The organism is Rhodoglobus vestalii (assembly GCF_006788895.1).
Classification (GTDB): domain Bacteria; phylum Actinomycetota; class Actinomycetes; order Actinomycetales; family Microbacteriaceae; genus Rhodoglobus; species Rhodoglobus vestalii.
Window position 1 is genome coordinate 2,501,896 of sequence record NZ_VFRA01000001.1, and the last position, 14,694, is coordinate 2,516,589.

A 14,694-nucleotide genomic window follows, 5' to 3' on the forward strand; every position below is an offset into this window, starting at 1 on the left:
CTAATTCGATCATGGCCACTTTTGGAAATCTCACCGACCGCCTCGCGGATACCTTCAAGAACCTGCGCGGCAAGGGCAAGCTCAGCGAAGCCGATGTTGATCGCACCGTTCGTGAGATTCGTCGTGCGCTGCTCGATGCCGACGTTGCGCTCGAGGTCGTCAAAGACTTCACGGGCCGCGTTCGTGAACGCGCACTCGGCCATGAGGTGTCGGGCGCATTGAACCCTGCCCAGCAAGTGGTGCAGATCGTCAACGACGAGCTCGTCACGATTTTGGGTGGTGAGGCACGCCGCATCGAGTTCGCTAAGAACCCGCCGACCGTCATCATGCTGGCCGGGTTGCAGGGTGCGGGTAAAACCACGCTCGCCGGAAAGCTTTCTAAGTGGCTTGCCGCCGATGGTCACACCCCTCTGTTGGTTGCTGCCGACCTTCAGCGCCCGAACGCCGTCACCCAGCTTCAGGTTGTCGCCGGTCAGGCGGGTGTCGCAGTCTTTGCGCCCGAGCCAGGTAACGGCAAGGGCGACCCGGTCAAGGTGGCCAAGCAGGCCCTCAAGTTCGCGAAAGATAAGCAGCACGATGTTGTGATCATTGACACCGCTGGTCGTTTGGGTGTGGATGCCGAACTCATGAAGCAGGCCGCCAACATTCGCAAGGCTGTTGACCCCGATGAAGTGCTCTTCGTTATCGACGCGATGATCGGTCAAGACGCTGTGACGACTGCACGCGCCTTCCAAGACGGTGTCGACTTCACCGGCGTCGTGCTGTCGAAGCTCGACGGTGATGCCCGCGGTGGTGCCGCACTGTCGGTGGCCTCGATCACGGGCCGTCCCATCATGTTCGCTTCCACTGGTGAGGGGCTCGACGACTTTGAGCCATTCCACCCCGACCGCATGGCCAGCCGAATTCTTGATCTCGGTGACATCCTCACCCTCATCGAGCAGGCGCAGAAAACGTTCAGCGAAGAAGAATCACGCAAGGTTGCGGAAAAGTTTGCCAGCGATTCTTTCACCCTCGATGACTTCCTTGGGCAAATGCAGCAGCTCAAAAATATGGGTTCGATCAAAAGCATGCTCGGAATGCTGCCCGGGGCGAAGGGGATGCGCGAGCAGCTCGACAACTTCGACGAGTCGGAGATTACGCGCACTGAGGCCATCATCCAGTCGATGACGAAGCACGAGCGCACGGTGCCGAAGCTACTCAATGGCTCGCGTCGTGTTCGTATCGCTCGCGGTTCGGGAACGACCGTCACCGAGGTCAATGCGCTGGTGAACCGCTTCGAACAGGCCGCCAAGATGATGAAGACGGTTGCCAAGGGTGGCACGCCCCAGATTCCCGGAATGGGGCCGATTGCCGGAGGCCACGGCGGCAAATCGGCGAAGAAGAACCAGAAAAAGAAGGGCTCCAAGTCGGGCAACCCGGCTAGGCGCGCCGCAGAAGAAGCGGCACGGGCTCAGGGCGTGAGCGCTCCATCCGCGCCCGCCGGCTCAGGCTTTGGACTCGGTGGTTCGAAGCCTGCTGGCAGTGCGCCATCACCCGAAGAGCTTGAGAGTTTGCAGAAGTTCCTCGGTCGTTAGCGGATATTGTGGAGTCATGACTCTGAGCCGCCCCGTTCGTATCGCCATTCAACTTCAACCTCAGCACGCCGAGTATTCGGCGATCCGGGATCGGGTTCGTGAGCTTGAGCAGCTCGGCGTTGACATCCTGTTTAACTGGGATCACTTCTTTCCGCTCTCTGGTGAGCCCGACGGCTTGCACTTTGAAGCGTGGACCGAGTTGGCGTCGTGGGCAGAACTGACGAGTCGCGTTGAGTTCGGAACCCTCGTCAACTGCAACAGCTACCGCAACCCTGACCTTCAGGCCGACATGGCTCGCACGATCGACCACATCAGTGGCGGGCGTTTCATCTTTGGCACCGGATCAGGTTGGTTCGAGCGCGACTATGACGAGTACGGCTACGAGTTCGGAACCGCCGGATCGCGGTTGGATGCGCTCGCCGAGGCACTCCCGCGTATCGAGTCCCGCTGGAGCAAGCTCAACCCGCCACCCACCCGCAAAATACCTGTGCTGGTTGGTGGCGGTGGCGAGAAGAAAACCCTCAAGCTGGTGGCGGAACACGCAGATATCTGGCATGGCTTTGTCGCCGGTGACGAGCTTGCTCACAAAAAGAATGTGCTCGCGGCGCATTGCGAGACCGTTGGCCGGGATATGAACGAGATCGAGCTGTCGAGCGATCTCCGCAGCAGAAGCATCGAAGACGCGGATGGCTTGCTCGAGCAGGGAGTTACCCTCTTCACCCTGGGGGTAAGCGGCCCGGAGCATGACCTCACGGCCACCAAGCAGTGGCTTTCCTGGAGAGACGCACAGAACGCCTAACGCCACCCATTCGGAGTTTTCTTTGCCCCCTGTTCCGCATCGGGCAAAAACTCTGGCAGAATAGGCGGTTGAGTCCTTCGTAGCCCGACCCTCTAATCTGGCCCGAACGGAATCCACTAGAGCTTTTCTGCCGAGTGTGCCCCCACGCTCACGGCTAGCGGTTCGCCACCAATAACATTTAAATCAGGAGAATTGTGGCTGTAAAGATTCGTTTGAAGCGCATGGGCAAGATCCGTGCACCCTACTACCGCATCGTCATTGCTGACTCGCGCAAAAAGCGTGATGGTCGTGTCATCGAAGAAATTGGAAAGTACCACCCGACCGAGGAGCCCTCGTTCATTGAGGTCGAGTCGGAGCGTGCACAGTACTGGTTGGGCGTCGGCGCGCAGCCTAGCCCGCAGGTTGAGACAATCCTCAAGTTGACCGGCGACTGGGGCATCTTCAAGGGTGACAAGAACGCTAAGAGCACCGTCAAGGTGAAAGAAGCCAAGGCAGAGTTCCAAGCCGACGGAAAGAAGAAGCCGGTTCTGAAGCCCAAGGCTGACAAGGTTGAGCCCAAAGCTGAAGAGACGCCTGCTAAGGAAGCTCCTGCTGAAGAAGCTCCCGCCGCTACCGAGGCTGCTGCTGAAGCACCTGCAGCTGAAGCAGACAAGGCTTAGCAGTTGCTCGCTCCCGCTCTCGAACACCTCGTCAAAGGAATCGTCGATCACCCCGAAGACGTTCAGGTCGTTGCGAAGAACACGCAGCGCGGTGAACTTCTTGAGGTTCGCGTGCATCCCGAAGATCTTGGCCGCGTAATCGGTCGCGCGGGTCGCACGGCGAAAGCACTGCGCACGTTGATCACGGCCTTGGCCGATGGTCGCAAGGTGCGTGTTGACGTCGTCGACACTGACTTCTAAACAGTGGGTGAAGTGAAGACGCCCCGCGAAGGTCGCACACAGCTGCGGGTGGGGCGCCTGACGAAGGCGCATGGGCTTAAGGGAGCCATCAAAGTAGAGATGTACACGGATGCCCCGGAACGACGTTTCGTTCCGGGAGCCGTGTTTTCCCTGCAGGTGCCAACGAGTTCTTCGTGGCACGGAAAAACGATCGAGCTGATCGAGCTCAAGTGGTTCAATGCTCAGCCGGTCGCCTTCTTCACTGGAGTGCTCGACCGCAGTGCAGCAGAAACTCTCGTCAAGGCCATCCTCTGGATCGAACACGATCCCAATGAGGAGCCTGAAGAGGATGCGTGGTTCGACCACCAGCTCATTGGCCTAAAAGTCATTCGAGATGGCGTTCAGGTGGGGACCCTCGCGCAGGTGGATCATTTTCCTGCCCAGGATCTGCTCACGGTTACGACCGATGACGGCGATGTGCTCGTGCCGTTCGTGAAGTCGATTGTCGCCAGTGTTAATCTCGAAACTGGCGAAATGGTTGTTACGCCGCCGCCGGGGCTTTTTGAAGAGATTCCTGATGATGTCGTGCCAGCAACAGCAACAGCAACAGCAGCAGCGTCCGAGTCCGAAACACCAGAGACACCGACCGCGTCAGACTCACCAGACTCACCCGACACCAAGTAGCGGGATAGGGTCAACGCGTGCACATCGACATCGTGACGATCTTCCCCGACTTCTTTGGGGTGCTCGATATCTCTTTGCTTGGCAAGGCTCGTGAGCGCGGAATTATCCAACTCGCCGTTCACGATCTGCGTGATTTTACATACGACCGGCATCGCACCGTCGACGACACCCCCTACGGCGGTGGGGCAGGAATGGTAATGCGCCCTGAGCCCTGGGGTGAAGCGTTGGATGCCACGCTCACGCCCGAAACGGTAGTGATTGTTCCGACTCCTGCCGGGGTTCCCTTCACCCAGGCTGCGGCACGTGAACTTGCCAACGAGAAGCATCTCGTCTTCACGTGTGGACGCTATGAAGGAATCGACCAGAGAGTTATCGACTACGCCGCATCAACGGTGCGTGTCCGCGAAATCAGCCTGGGCGACTATGTGCTGAACGGCGGTGAGGTTGCAACGATGGCCATGATCGAAGCCATTGGTCGTCTGGTGCCGGGAGTGATCGGCAATCCGGAGAGCCTCACGGAGGAGAGCCACGAGCAGGGTCTGCTTGAGTACCCGAGCTACACCAAACCCGCCATCTGGCGAGAGCGCTCCGTTCCCGATGTTTTACTCAGCGGAAACCATAAGGCGATTGCCGACTGGCGTCATGAGCAGCAGCTCGAACGCACCCGACGTGTGCGGCCTGACCTGCTCGCCGACGACCAGTAGCATCCGGTCGCCCTCGCCCTCGCCCTCGCCCTCGCCCTCGCCCTCGCCCTTGCCTACGAACGGGCGGTGAGAACGAGCGGGCCATCCGGTGTGATCGCCACCGTGTGCTCGAAGTGGGCGGCACGTGAACCGTCAACACTGCGCAGCGTCCAGCCGTCGTCATCCGTGAAGACTTCGTCGGTACCGATCATGAGCCACGGTTCGATCGCGAACACGAGTCCCGCTTTCAGAGGCATTCCCCGGCGACGCTTGCCGTCATTGGGAATGTGCGGGTCACCATGCATTTCGCGACCCACTCCGTGGCCACCAAAATCGAGATTCACTTCGTAACCTGCGCCGTACGCAAGGTCACCGATGGCGGCAGAAATATCGCCAATGCGATTGCCCATAACAGCTGCCGCGATGCCGGCATCAAGCGCCCGTGAGGTGACATCCATCAGTTTGAGGTCTTCATCGCGCGGCGTTCCGACGGCGAAAGTGATCGCAGAGTCGGCAACCCAACCATCGACGGCCACCGCAAAGTCGAGGCTCAGTAGGTCGCCGGTTTGCAGGGCGTAATCGTGAGGGAGGCCGTGCAGTGCAGCATCGTTGACCGAGGTGCAGATCACTTTGCCGAACGGGGAAGCGCCAAACGAGGGGTGATAGTCGATGTAGCAGCTCTCAGCTCCGCGTTCGCGGATCATGCTGTGGGCGAGCGCATCGAGTTCGAGTAGGTTCACGCCAACCGCGGCAGCCGCTTGAGTGGCCGTCAGTACGCTCGCAACAAACTCACCGGCCGCTTTCATCTCCGTGATTTCGGCGGGCGTTCGCAACTCGATCATTCGGTGATTGCCTCTTTCGTGTGCGGTTCCAAGAGTTGCGCAATGAACTCTCGAAGTCTCTCGATAAACGGTTCTTCCCCGTGTGGGTCATACAAGAATGCACGCTCGAGCAGAGAATCTGCTATTTCGACGGTGACCTCAATATCGAAAGCGAGCGAGTCTGACGCGGGCACACCGTAGGTCGCAACAAGGAGGTCCGTCAGAATTTCTGCCAGCGCAGTGTTGTTACTTTTGCGATTCACGTTGAAGCGGCGGTCGATAATGCTGCCAAAGGAGACCACACGAAAACCCGGCTCGGTGCGGCTTAACTCGACATAAACATCGATCGACACGTTGAGCGCATCAAGCGCGTTGGTAGCCCTTTTATTAAGCGTCGCCGTGAGTCCGGCACGGTACTTGTCGAAGTTGCGAGAGGCGAGAGCGCGAAGCAGTGACTGGATGTTGGGAAAATAGCGATAGATAACACCCACCGACGACTGCGCCCTTTTTGCAACATCGTTGGTGGTCATCGCGTCGATCCCGACTTCGTCAAGGAGTATGGCCGCAGCATCGAGAAGGGCGTTGATGCGTTCTGCGCTTCGCTGCTGCACGGGTTCAGTGCGCGCATTGGTGGGGTTTGGCACGGGGGAGCACCTAGGTCTTTCAGTGTGAGTTTTTCAGCATTCTTAATCACATCGAAGATACCCTGAGACCATGATGATCAGGCACGCGTTCTACTACTGGCAGTTCATCGCTGTGATTGTGCTACCCGTGTGGGTGTTAGTGGGGCGCGGAGTCTTTGGCTCCAGCGTGGGCTGGGATTTCGTTCTCTTTCTGTTGCTGTGCCCCATTTTGGCGTTTTCTCTCCTCGCGGTTGTGGGGCTGACCGCTGCACGAAAGAGCGTTCGCTCCGAAAAGGCGGTGTCGTGGATCGACGCCGGGGTGCTGGCCGGGTGGCACGCTGTGATCATCGCCTATGGCTTCGTTGATGCGCCGCTGCTGGCAGCTTTAGTCGTCGTTGCTGCGGTTGTGGGCTTCTGGATCGCACTCTGGCAGCTTGTTACCGAAACCCGTAAACGTTTTACGAGCCTTGTTGAGGGTTTCGAGCGTGACGCGCAGCGCCCCACCTATCCGGGGGAACGCCTCGATAACGGCAATGTCATCATCCTTGACCCCGATGAGAATCGCACTTCACGGTAAATGTATGGCAAGATTATTCATTGTGCTCGCGCACGACTCTGCCGTGAGGGCGTCGTAACCGCTTTACGCACAAACTTTCTTATCTAACAATGTGCGTTCGACTCATGGCGGGCGCAGAGAGCGATCAATTATGCATATTCTCGATGACGTCGACAAGGCGTCTCTCAAAGACAACATTCCCGATTTCCGTGCCGGCGATAACGTCAAGGTTCACGTAAACATCATCGAAGGTACGCGCTCGCGTATTCAGGTTTTCCAAGGAGTTGTCATCGGCCGTTCCGGCCACGGAGTTCGCGAAACCTTCACGGTTCGCAAGGTGAGCTTCCAAGTCGGTGTCGAGCGTACGTTCCCCGTGCACTCCCCAGTAATCGACCACATTGAGGTTGTCTCACGTGGTGCTGTTCGCCGCGCCAAGCTCTACTACTTGCGCGCGCTTCGCGGCAAGAAGGCGAAGATCAAAGAGAAGCGCGACAACTAGTAGCCACTCGCCTTTCACAAACCAACTGCTCCCGGCGGCTTATGCTTGCTGGGAGCTTTGGGGTTAAATGACAAACGAAACTGTTGACAATACGCGGCGCGGCAGTCGTGGCCACCGGCGCCATGCTGCCCCGAAGGGAGCCGGGTGGATACTCTTCCTCCGCGACCTGCTGATTATTGTTGTCGTGGCAATTCTGATCTCATTCCTGATCAAGACTTTTCTGGTTCGCTCGTTCTACATCCCGTCATCATCGATGGAAAACACTCTGCAGATCGAAGACCGCATCCTGGTCAACCAGCTTGAACCCACCCTGTTTCCTCTCTCGCACGGCGATGTATCGGTGTTCACTGATCCGGGCGGGTGGCTTCCGGCTATCTCCGTTGAGCCCCAGAACTGGTTTGTTGGTGCCGTGGATGCCGTGCTTGCTTTCGTGGGTCTCAGTGCTCCCGACAGCAGCAACCACCTCATCAAACGCATAATCGGTATGCCCGGCGACACCGTTGAGTGCTGCAACGAATTCGGCCAGATCATTGTCAATGGTGTTCCACTCAACGAGCCATACACTGTGCTCCCGGAAGGCGTAACGAAAGCAACACGTGACGACTTCACGGTAACCGTGCCCGATGATTCCGTCTGGGTCATGGGAGATAACCGTTACAACTCTGCTGACTCCGCTTTTCACAAGGATGACCCCACGGGAGGATTCGTGAAAATTGATTCTGTGGTCGGTCGTGCCGTGCTCATCAGTTGGCCCATTAACCGCTGGAGCTTGCTCGATAGCCACGGGGAGACGTTCCAGCGAGTTGTCGAGAACGCAGAGTAATCGGTGCCGGTAGCTGATCCGACCAGTGAAGTCGAAGGCGAACTGTTCAGAACTGGCACCCATCTAGTGATCGGCTGCGACGAGGTCGGTAGGGGAGCTATCGCTGGTCCGGTCGCGGTGGGGATGACCGCGATGAGTGCCGCGCACGGCCCCTGGCCGGCAGGGCTCCGAGATTCCAAAATGCTCAGCGAAAAACGTCGCGAACTTCTTGCTCCCCTCACCCGTGAGTGGGCACCACTATCGGCCGTCGGCTACGCGGATGCCACGGAAATCGACTCCATCGGAATCACCGCCGCACTCGGGCTCGCCGGCAAACGCGCACTCATCCAGCTTCATGATGCGGGTGTAGACGTTATGTCGAGCGTGGTGCTGTTGGACGGTTCCACCGACTGGCTCAGTGGCTCCCTGACGGTGGCGCCGCGAGTGCACACCAGGGTGAAAGCAGACCGCGACTGCGTTTCGGTTGCTGCAGCATCCGTGGTGGCAAAAGTGCACCGCGATCGCATGATGATTGAGGCCGACACCGAGTATCCTGGCTACCACTGGCCGAGCAACAAGGGCTACGGTTCGGCGGCCCACTTTGAGGCGATTGGTCGGCTCGGGGCGACCGAGCTGCACCGGCACACATGGTTGCGGTAGTGCGGCCTACAATGAATGCAGCATGGATGAAGACGAGTTTGAAGACTACGACCGCGAGGTCGAGCTAGCGCTGTACCGCGAATACCGCGATGTCGTAAGCCAATTCCGTTTTGTGATCGAAACGGAGCGACGCTTCTATCTCGCGAATGAAGTCGATTTGGTGCGCCGTGACACGGAGCATGACTTCTATTTCGAGCTCTCGATGACCGATGTGTGGGTGTGGGATGTGTACCGCTCCGACCGTTTCGTCAAGAGCGTGCGTGTGCTGACCTTCAAAGACGTAAACATCGAAGAACTGAGCGCCAAAGATCTCGAACTGCCGAAAGAACTTGCGCTCGACGAGTAGCCCGTAGAGTCAATTCATGCCCGCGATTGTCTCCGTCGTGCTTGCCGGCCTCGGTTTTGGTCTATCGCTGATCATCGCGATTGGTGCTCAGAATGCGTTCGTGCTTCGTCAGGGGTTGCGACGCGAGCACGTGACGCCCGTTGTTCTTATCTGCATGCTGTCGGACATTGTTCTGATTCTCGCGGGGATCGCGGGCCTCGGAGCTCTCATCCAACAGGCCAGCTGGTTGCTGGTTGTCGCGCGGGTCGGCGGCGCGCTGTTCCTGCTTGTGTATGCGTTCCTGTCGATTCGGCGAGCGACGCGGCCGCAGGCCCTCACCACTAGTGCTGGCGGCACCGGGATGACGCTCGCCGCAGCTCTCTCGACGGCGCTCGCGCTCACCTGGCTCAACCCGCACGTCTACATCGATACTGTGCTGCTGCTCGGATCAATCGGCGGAACGTACGGCGACGACCGCTGGTGGTTCGCGCTCGGCGCGTGTCTGGGCAGTGTGCTGTGGTTTGCGGCGCTCGGGTATGGCAGCCGATTCCTGCGTCCGCTGTTCGCGAAGCCTACCGCCTGGCGGGTGCTCGACATCCTGATCGCCGTGATCATGGTGCTGCTGGCGGCCAGTCTCGTCATGGGGCTGTTCGAATAACCGGGCGCATCAGACTTCTCCTCCCCATGACGTACTCATCTCGCACTTCGCGCTAACCTCCCCCTTCATGCCTGCGACGTTGCGCACCCGCGCCACCCTTGAGCCATGGCAGCAAAAGACGAACTTGGCGCTCGCGGTGAAGACCTCGCGGTTGATCACCTGATTGACGCAGGGCTCGACATCCTCGACCGCAATTGGCGGTGCTCGCAAGGCGAACTCGACATTGTGGCGCGCGATCGCGACGAGGTGGTGTTCGTCGAGGTCAAGACTCGATCGAGTGTGCTGTTTGGGCACCCTTTCGAATCAATCACTGCAACCAAAGTGGCGCGGCTGCGACGACTGGCTGCCGCCTGGTGCGAGCGGCACCCTGGCTCGGCGGCGACAATTCGCATCGACGCGGTCGCGGTGATTCTGCCGTCTCGCGGCCCGGTTGAGATCGAGCACCTGAAGCGTGTGTCGTGATCGGCAGAACCTACGCTGTCTCACTACTCGGGCTCGAGGGAGCGATCGTAGAGATTGAGGCAGACCTCTCCAACAACCTCCCTGGCTTTGTGCTGATCGGACTACCCGACACGGCCCTCGGTGAAGCTAAGGATCGAGTGCGGGCGGCAGCGACTAACTCCGGATGCGGCTTGCCAAACCGCAAAATCACCGTCAACCTGTCGCCCGCCGCTCTGCCCAAACACGGCTCTGGCTTTGACCTGGGAATCGCGGTCGCGGCGCTCGCGGCATCCGGTACGGTGTCTGCCGAATCGATCGATCGCGTTCTCCATATCGGCGAACTGGGTCTCGATGGTCGACTGCGCCCGGTGAACGGGGTGCTGCCCGCAGTGCTCGCGGCCTCTCGTGCGGGTTTCAGCACCGTCATGGTTCCCACCGGCAACGCAGACGAAGCCTCTCTCGTTCCGGATATTCGCGTTGTTGCGGTTCCATCGCTGCGCGATGCTGCGATTTGGCACGGGGGCGAGTTTTCGCCCGAGCCCGTGGAGATCATCACGAGGCCGAGCGTTGAGGCTGCTCCTGTCGAAAGTGGTGACCTCTCCGACATGATTGGCAGCGGGGATGCGATTGATGCGATGCTGGTGGCAGCTGCTGGCGGCCATCACGTGTTCCTGTTGGGGCCGCCCGGCGCTGGCAAGACAATGCTCGCAGCCCGATTACCTGGCCTACTGCCTGACCTCGACCAGCAAGCAGCCCTCGAAGTCTCCTCAATCCGTTCCCTGGCAGGCCTTCCCGTCGGCAGCAGCCTAACGACCCGCCCGCCGCTTGAGTCGCCACACCACACCGCCACCGCTGCTGCGCTTGTGGGCGGCGGCAGTTCGCAGATTCGTCCGGGTGCTGCCGCGCGAGCCTCCGACGGAGTGCTCTTTCTCGACGAAGCACCCGAGTTTGCGCCCGCGGCTCTCGATGCACTGCGGCAACCTCTCGAATCGGGAGTTATCAGCATCCACCGTGCCAACTCCGTCGCGCACTTTCCCGGCCGCTTCCAACTCGTGATGGCCGCCAATCCGTGCCCCTGCGGGCAGTGGGGTGCCCCCGATAGCGAATGCACGTGCCCACCCAATTCGCGGCGCCGCTATCTTGCCAGGCTCTCGGGCCCGCTACTGGACCGCATCGACATCCAGTTTCGGGTCGAACGAATTACGAGTGCACAATTGCGACTCGCGGGGGAGCGGCCCTCGCTGTCGACCGCAGATGCGCGTGCTCAGGTCGCTGCGGCCCGCCAGAGGACGCAGTCGCGTCTCACGACAACGCCGTGGCGCCTTAACTCTCAGGTGCCCGGCTCTTACCTTCGCAGTCGAGAACTACGACTCGCGCCGCGCGATACCGCCGGGCTCGATCGCGCACTCGAACGAGGCGGAATCACCATGCGGGGTTACGACCGCGTTTTGCGCGTCGCGTGGTCGCTGGCCGACCTCGCCGCCGACGAACGACCCGACGAAACCCACGTCGGTCAAGCGCTGTATCTACGAAAGGCAATGTCACAGTGAGTATGTTTGGACTCGAAGAATCAGAAATCGCCACCCTTGTGCGGGCCGTGAGCGGTGACACCAATCTCGAACGTCAGACCATCGAGGATCGCTTCGCACGAGCCACCTGGAGCGGACTCGCCGAACCCGGCGACCGCCTCGCCGGTCGGGCCGTGCGACAGCTTGGTCCGTCGCGCGCGCTCACCGCAGTTGTTGACCACTGGAGCGCAGCACGCTTTGCCGCCGAACTGACCCAAGAAAGCGACCCAGTTCCCGAGGATGACATGCGGCAGGCTATGGAACGGTGGCTACCGCGCCTCAAATCCGACAGCGCCCTCATCGCGCTGCGACAGGCCGCACGCTTTGGGGCACGACTGTTCACCCCGGAGGATGCGCTGTGGCCCGCACGACTCAATGACCTCGATTGGCATGCGCCGTTCGCGCTGTGGGTACGAGGAACGGATGCGGCGCTTGCTGGGCTCGTCAACGGAATGGCCCTGGTCGGGGCGCGAGCCGCAACCGGGTACGGAGAACACATCACCATGGAAGCATCGGCGGGACTCGTCGACCGCGGCTACACCATTGTCTCCGGCGCTGCCTACGGCATCGACGGAATGGCCCACCGGGCAGCAATTGCCAGTCAGGGACTCACTGTGGCATTCCTTGCCGGAGGAGTCGACCGTTTCTACCCGAGCGGCCACGATAGCCTCCTCACCCGAATTGTTGACAATGGAGCGGTGATCTCTGAACTCCCGTGCGGTTCGCCACCCACCAAGTGGAGGTTTTTGCAAAGAAACCGGCTCATTGCCGCGGCCAGTGTCGCTACGGTCGTGCTTGAAGCGGGCTGGCGCTCAGGTTCGCTCAATACCGCAGGCCACGCGGCCACCCTCGGCAGGCCGTTGGGCGCCGTACCCGGCCCCGTTACCAGCGCCGCCTCCGCAGGGTGCCACCGCCTCATTCGTGACTACGATGCCGTCTGCGTCACCAATCCCGACCAGATGGCGGAGCTCGCACCGCTCGACCACGAAGCCGGTGTTCTTCATCCCGAACCCCACTCCGCCGCAGAAGATGCTGGTGTCCTGCACAGCACAGAAACCACGCGTCTCCTCGATGCGCTCAGCGCACGTAGTGCGCGCACCACCGACGACATCGCCGCTCGCAGTGGTCTCGCTCTTGCCGTGGTGCGAGCGCGGCTCGGCATGCTCGAACTCGACGGTCGCGTCAGTGAATCTGAGCGCGGCTGGAAGCAAGCCGCGACACCCTCAACCCCGAAGAACGCTCAGACGAGAGCCACGGTGCTGTGAGCTTGCGGCGCTCAAAACCGAGCGCACGCAAACACCAGTACATAAAAAAATCAACCGATTCTGTCTGTCAGCGCAAGCCCGGAAAGCTGTGAACTTGCCGTTCCACGTGCAAGAAATCTGCAGGAACGCCTGAAATGAGCGGCAAATCAGCAAACGAAGACGAATTCATTAGAAAACTTGATGTTTCATGGTCATCTATTGAGATTGTTACTAACTCTTATCTCTGCAATGGTAGATAACCTCAGCCCACCGACGTGCATACGAAAGGCAATACCGTGGACGATCAATTCTTCCAAATTATCGCAATGGTCATTTACTTGGCCGCAATGCTCGGAATTGGCTGGTGGGCGTACAAACGCACCAGCGATCTCGACGACTATATGCTTGCTGGCCGTAAGCTCAGCCCCGGAGTCGCAGCGCTCAGCGCCGGAGCATCCGACATGTCCGGTTGGCTCCTCCTCGGACTCCCCGGAGCCCTCTACATCGGAGGCCTTTTTCAAGGCTGGATCGCCATCGGGCTCACCATCGGCGCCTGGCTCAACTGGAAGTTTGTCGCACCGCGCCTACGTGCTTACACCGAAGTGTCCAAAAACTCGATCACACTGCCGAGTTTCTTCGAGAACCGCCTCCGTGACAAAACGCGCATCTTGCGCATCACAGCCGGCATTATTATTCTCATTTTCTTCACCTTCTACGTCTCATCGGGAATGGTCGCTGGCGGCATCTTCTTCCAGAGCGCGTTTGGCTCCGAGTACTACATCGGAATGCTTGTAGTCGGTGGAGTCACGGTCCTTTACACACTCTTTGGCGGATTCATTGGTGCAACCTACACTGACGTTGTGCAGGGCATCATGATCTTCCTCGCCCTCATCGCCGTGCCCATAGTCGGCATCACTCAAACCGGTGGAGTTGCGAACACCATCGAATCGATTCGCGCAGCGAACACCGAAATCGACATGTTCAGCCTGATCTCAGGCGGTACTGTACTCGCCGCTATCTCAGCGGCAGCGTGGGGCCTTGGCTACTTCGGCCAGCCTCACATCCTCGTGCGCTTCATGGCACTTCGCTCACCCGGAGATGCAGTCGCAGGTCGCCGTATCGGCATCACCTGGATGGTCGTCTCCGTACTCGGAGCCATGGCAACAGCCCTCATCGGTGTCGCCTACTTCCAGCAGAACCCGGGGCTGACCCTTGATAACCCGGAGCGCGTGTTCCTTGAGCTTGCACAGATCTTCTTCCACCCGCTGATTGCCGGACTCGTTCTCGCAGCAGTCGTGGCCGCCATTATGAGCACGATCTCCTCGCAGCTCATCGTGTCGTCCTCTGCGCTGGTAGAAGACCTCTTCAAGATCGTTGCGAAGAAGGAAGCAACGCCCAAGGCACAGGTAATTTTGGGCCGCATGGGTGTGCTGATTGTATCAATCATCGCCATTGTTTTTGCTTGGGATCCCAACTCGTCGATCCTCGCCCTCGTGGCATACGCCTGGGCCGGCTTTGGTGCAGCATTCGGACCGATCGTGCTTCTGTCGCTCTTCTGGCGCAAGCTCACCAGCATGGGCGCACTTGCTGGCATGATCGCCGGTGCAGTTACCGTCATCGTTTGGGGCAACATCCCAGCGCTCACCGGTGCGATGTACGAAATCGTTCCCGGCTTCGCACTGTGCCTAGTCGTCGCCGTCGTCGTCAGCATGCTCACCTTCAAGAACATTGACGGGATCACCGAAGAGTTTGACTCTGCCGTCGAAGGTGTCAAGACGGGAACGGTGCAGCTTCCCGTCCTGTCGAAGAGTGAGTAACCTTCTGACACACGCGCAGAGCGCAACGTAAACACCAGAATTGCCCGCCCCCCACTCGTGGA

The 14,694-nt window shown here is 59.6% G+C and carries 18 protein-coding genes; 16 read left to right on the forward strand and 2 right to left on the reverse strand.

Going from position 1 to position 14,694, the window contains the following annotated elements; all coding sequences use genetic code 11:
• The first annotated feature begins 11 nt into the window (after window positions 1-11).
• The 6 genes from ffh (at window position 12) to trmD (ending at window position 4,639) form a co-directional block, all read left to right on the forward strand.
• Window positions 12-1,574 (forward strand): signal recognition particle protein, encoded by a 1,563-nt coding sequence (gene ffh, locus FB472_RS12315; protein ID WP_141991135.1) that lies wholly within the window; start codon window positions 12-14, stop codon window positions 1,572-1,574.
• Between the two features lie 16 nt (window positions 1,575-1,590).
• The gene (locus FB472_RS12320; RefSeq protein ID WP_141991136.1) at window positions 1,591-2,373 is read left to right on the forward strand and encodes an LLM class F420-dependent oxidoreductase; all 783 of its coding nucleotides are present in this window, start codon (window positions 1,591-1,593) and stop codon (window positions 2,371-2,373) included.
• A 194-nt stretch (window positions 2,374-2,567) separates the two neighbouring features.
• Window positions 2,568-3,032: a 30S ribosomal protein S16 gene (rpsP, locus tag FB472_RS12325; RefSeq protein WP_141991137.1), complete on the forward strand. Its 465-nt coding sequence runs from the start codon at window positions 2,568-2,570 to the stop codon at window positions 3,030-3,032.
• Window positions 3,033-3,035: 3 nt separating this feature from the next.
• Complete coding sequence (locus FB472_RS12330; RefSeq protein WP_021808796.1) at window positions 3,036-3,272, forward strand: RNA-binding protein; 237 nt, start codon at window positions 3,036-3,038, stop codon at window positions 3,270-3,272.
• 12 nt (window positions 3,273-3,284) lie between these two features.
• Entirely contained in the window at window positions 3,285-3,935 is a 651-nt protein-coding gene (rimM, locus tag FB472_RS12335) for a ribosome maturation factor RimM (RefSeq protein ID WP_141991138.1), read from the forward strand.
• Between the two features lie 17 nt (window positions 3,936-3,952).
• The gene (gene trmD, locus FB472_RS12340) at window positions 3,953-4,639 is read left to right on the forward strand and encodes a tRNA (guanosine(37)-N1)-methyltransferase TrmD (protein ID WP_141991139.1); all 687 of its coding nucleotides are present in this window, start codon (window positions 3,953-3,955) and stop codon (window positions 4,637-4,639) included.
• 53 nt (window positions 4,640-4,692) lie between these two features.
• Here the strand turns inward: trmD and map are convergent, their stop codons facing one another.
• The gene (map, locus tag FB472_RS12345) at window positions 4,693-5,460 is read right to left on the reverse strand and encodes a type I methionyl aminopeptidase (protein WP_141991140.1); all 768 of its coding nucleotides are present in this window, start codon (window positions 5,458-5,460) and stop codon (window positions 4,693-4,695) included.
• Window positions 5,457-6,083, reverse strand: a complete 627-nt coding sequence (locus FB472_RS12350; RefSeq protein WP_141991141.1) for a TetR/AcrR family transcriptional regulator — start codon at window positions 6,081-6,083, stop codon at window positions 5,457-5,459. Before FB472_RS12350 ends, map begins: the two co-directional genes overlap by 4 nt.
• A gap of 70 nt (window positions 6,084-6,153) precedes the next feature.
• On the opposite strand from FB472_RS12350, the gene FB472_RS12355 reads away from it, so the two are divergent.
• From FB472_RS12355 to putP, 10 genes are all read left to right on the forward strand, one after another.
• On the forward strand, window positions 6,154-6,639 hold the full coding sequence (locus tag FB472_RS12355) for an MFS transporter (RefSeq protein ID WP_170192094.1): 486 nt from the start codon (window positions 6,154-6,156) through the stop codon (window positions 6,637-6,639).
• Between the two features lie 130 nt (window positions 6,640-6,769).
• Window positions 6,770-7,117, forward strand: coding sequence for a 50S ribosomal protein L19 (gene rplS, locus FB472_RS12360; RefSeq protein ID WP_021808802.1), 348 nt, complete (start codon window positions 6,770-6,772; stop codon window positions 7,115-7,117).
• A gap of 67 nt (window positions 7,118-7,184) precedes the next feature.
• Entirely contained in the window at window positions 7,185-7,940 is a 756-nt protein-coding gene (lepB, locus tag FB472_RS12365) for a signal peptidase I (RefSeq protein WP_141991142.1), read from the forward strand.
• Between the two features lie 3 nt (window positions 7,941-7,943).
• Window positions 7,944-8,579, forward strand: a complete 636-nt coding sequence (locus tag FB472_RS12370; RefSeq protein ID WP_141991143.1) for a ribonuclease HII — start codon at window positions 7,944-7,946, stop codon at window positions 8,577-8,579.
• Window positions 8,580-8,601: 22 nt separating this feature from the next.
• On the forward strand, window positions 8,602-8,925 hold the full coding sequence (locus FB472_RS12375; protein ID WP_009772690.1) for a DUF2469 domain-containing protein: 324 nt from the start codon (window positions 8,602-8,604) through the stop codon (window positions 8,923-8,925).
• A gap of 16 nt (window positions 8,926-8,941) precedes the next feature.
• Window positions 8,942-9,562, forward strand: a complete 621-nt coding sequence (locus FB472_RS12380) for a LysE/ArgO family amino acid transporter (protein WP_141991144.1) — start codon at window positions 8,942-8,944, stop codon at window positions 9,560-9,562.
• A 105-nt stretch (window positions 9,563-9,667) separates the two neighbouring features.
• A complete protein-coding gene (locus tag FB472_RS12385) occupies window positions 9,668-10,024 on the forward strand; it encodes a YraN family protein (RefSeq protein ID WP_141991145.1) in 357 nt (118 codons plus the stop codon).
• On the forward strand, window positions 10,021-11,553 hold the full coding sequence (locus tag FB472_RS12390; protein WP_141991146.1) for a YifB family Mg chelatase-like AAA ATPase: 1,533 nt from the start codon (window positions 10,021-10,023) through the stop codon (window positions 11,551-11,553). Before FB472_RS12385 ends, FB472_RS12390 begins: the two co-directional genes overlap by 4 nt.
• Window positions 11,550-12,836 carry a DNA-processing protein DprA gene (dprA, locus tag FB472_RS12395; RefSeq protein ID WP_141991147.1) on the forward strand — a complete coding sequence of 429 codons (1,287 nt, stop codon included), beginning with the start codon at window positions 11,550-11,552 and terminating at the stop codon, window positions 12,834-12,836. The genes FB472_RS12390 and dprA overlap by 4 nt, the downstream gene beginning before the upstream one ends.
• A gap of 275 nt (window positions 12,837-13,111) precedes the next feature.
• The gene (gene putP / locus FB472_RS12400) at window positions 13,112-14,632 is read left to right on the forward strand and encodes a sodium/proline symporter PutP (RefSeq protein WP_141991148.1); all 1,521 of its coding nucleotides are present in this window, start codon (window positions 13,112-13,114) and stop codon (window positions 14,630-14,632) included.
• The last annotated feature ends 62 nt before the right edge of the window (window positions 14,633-14,694 follow it).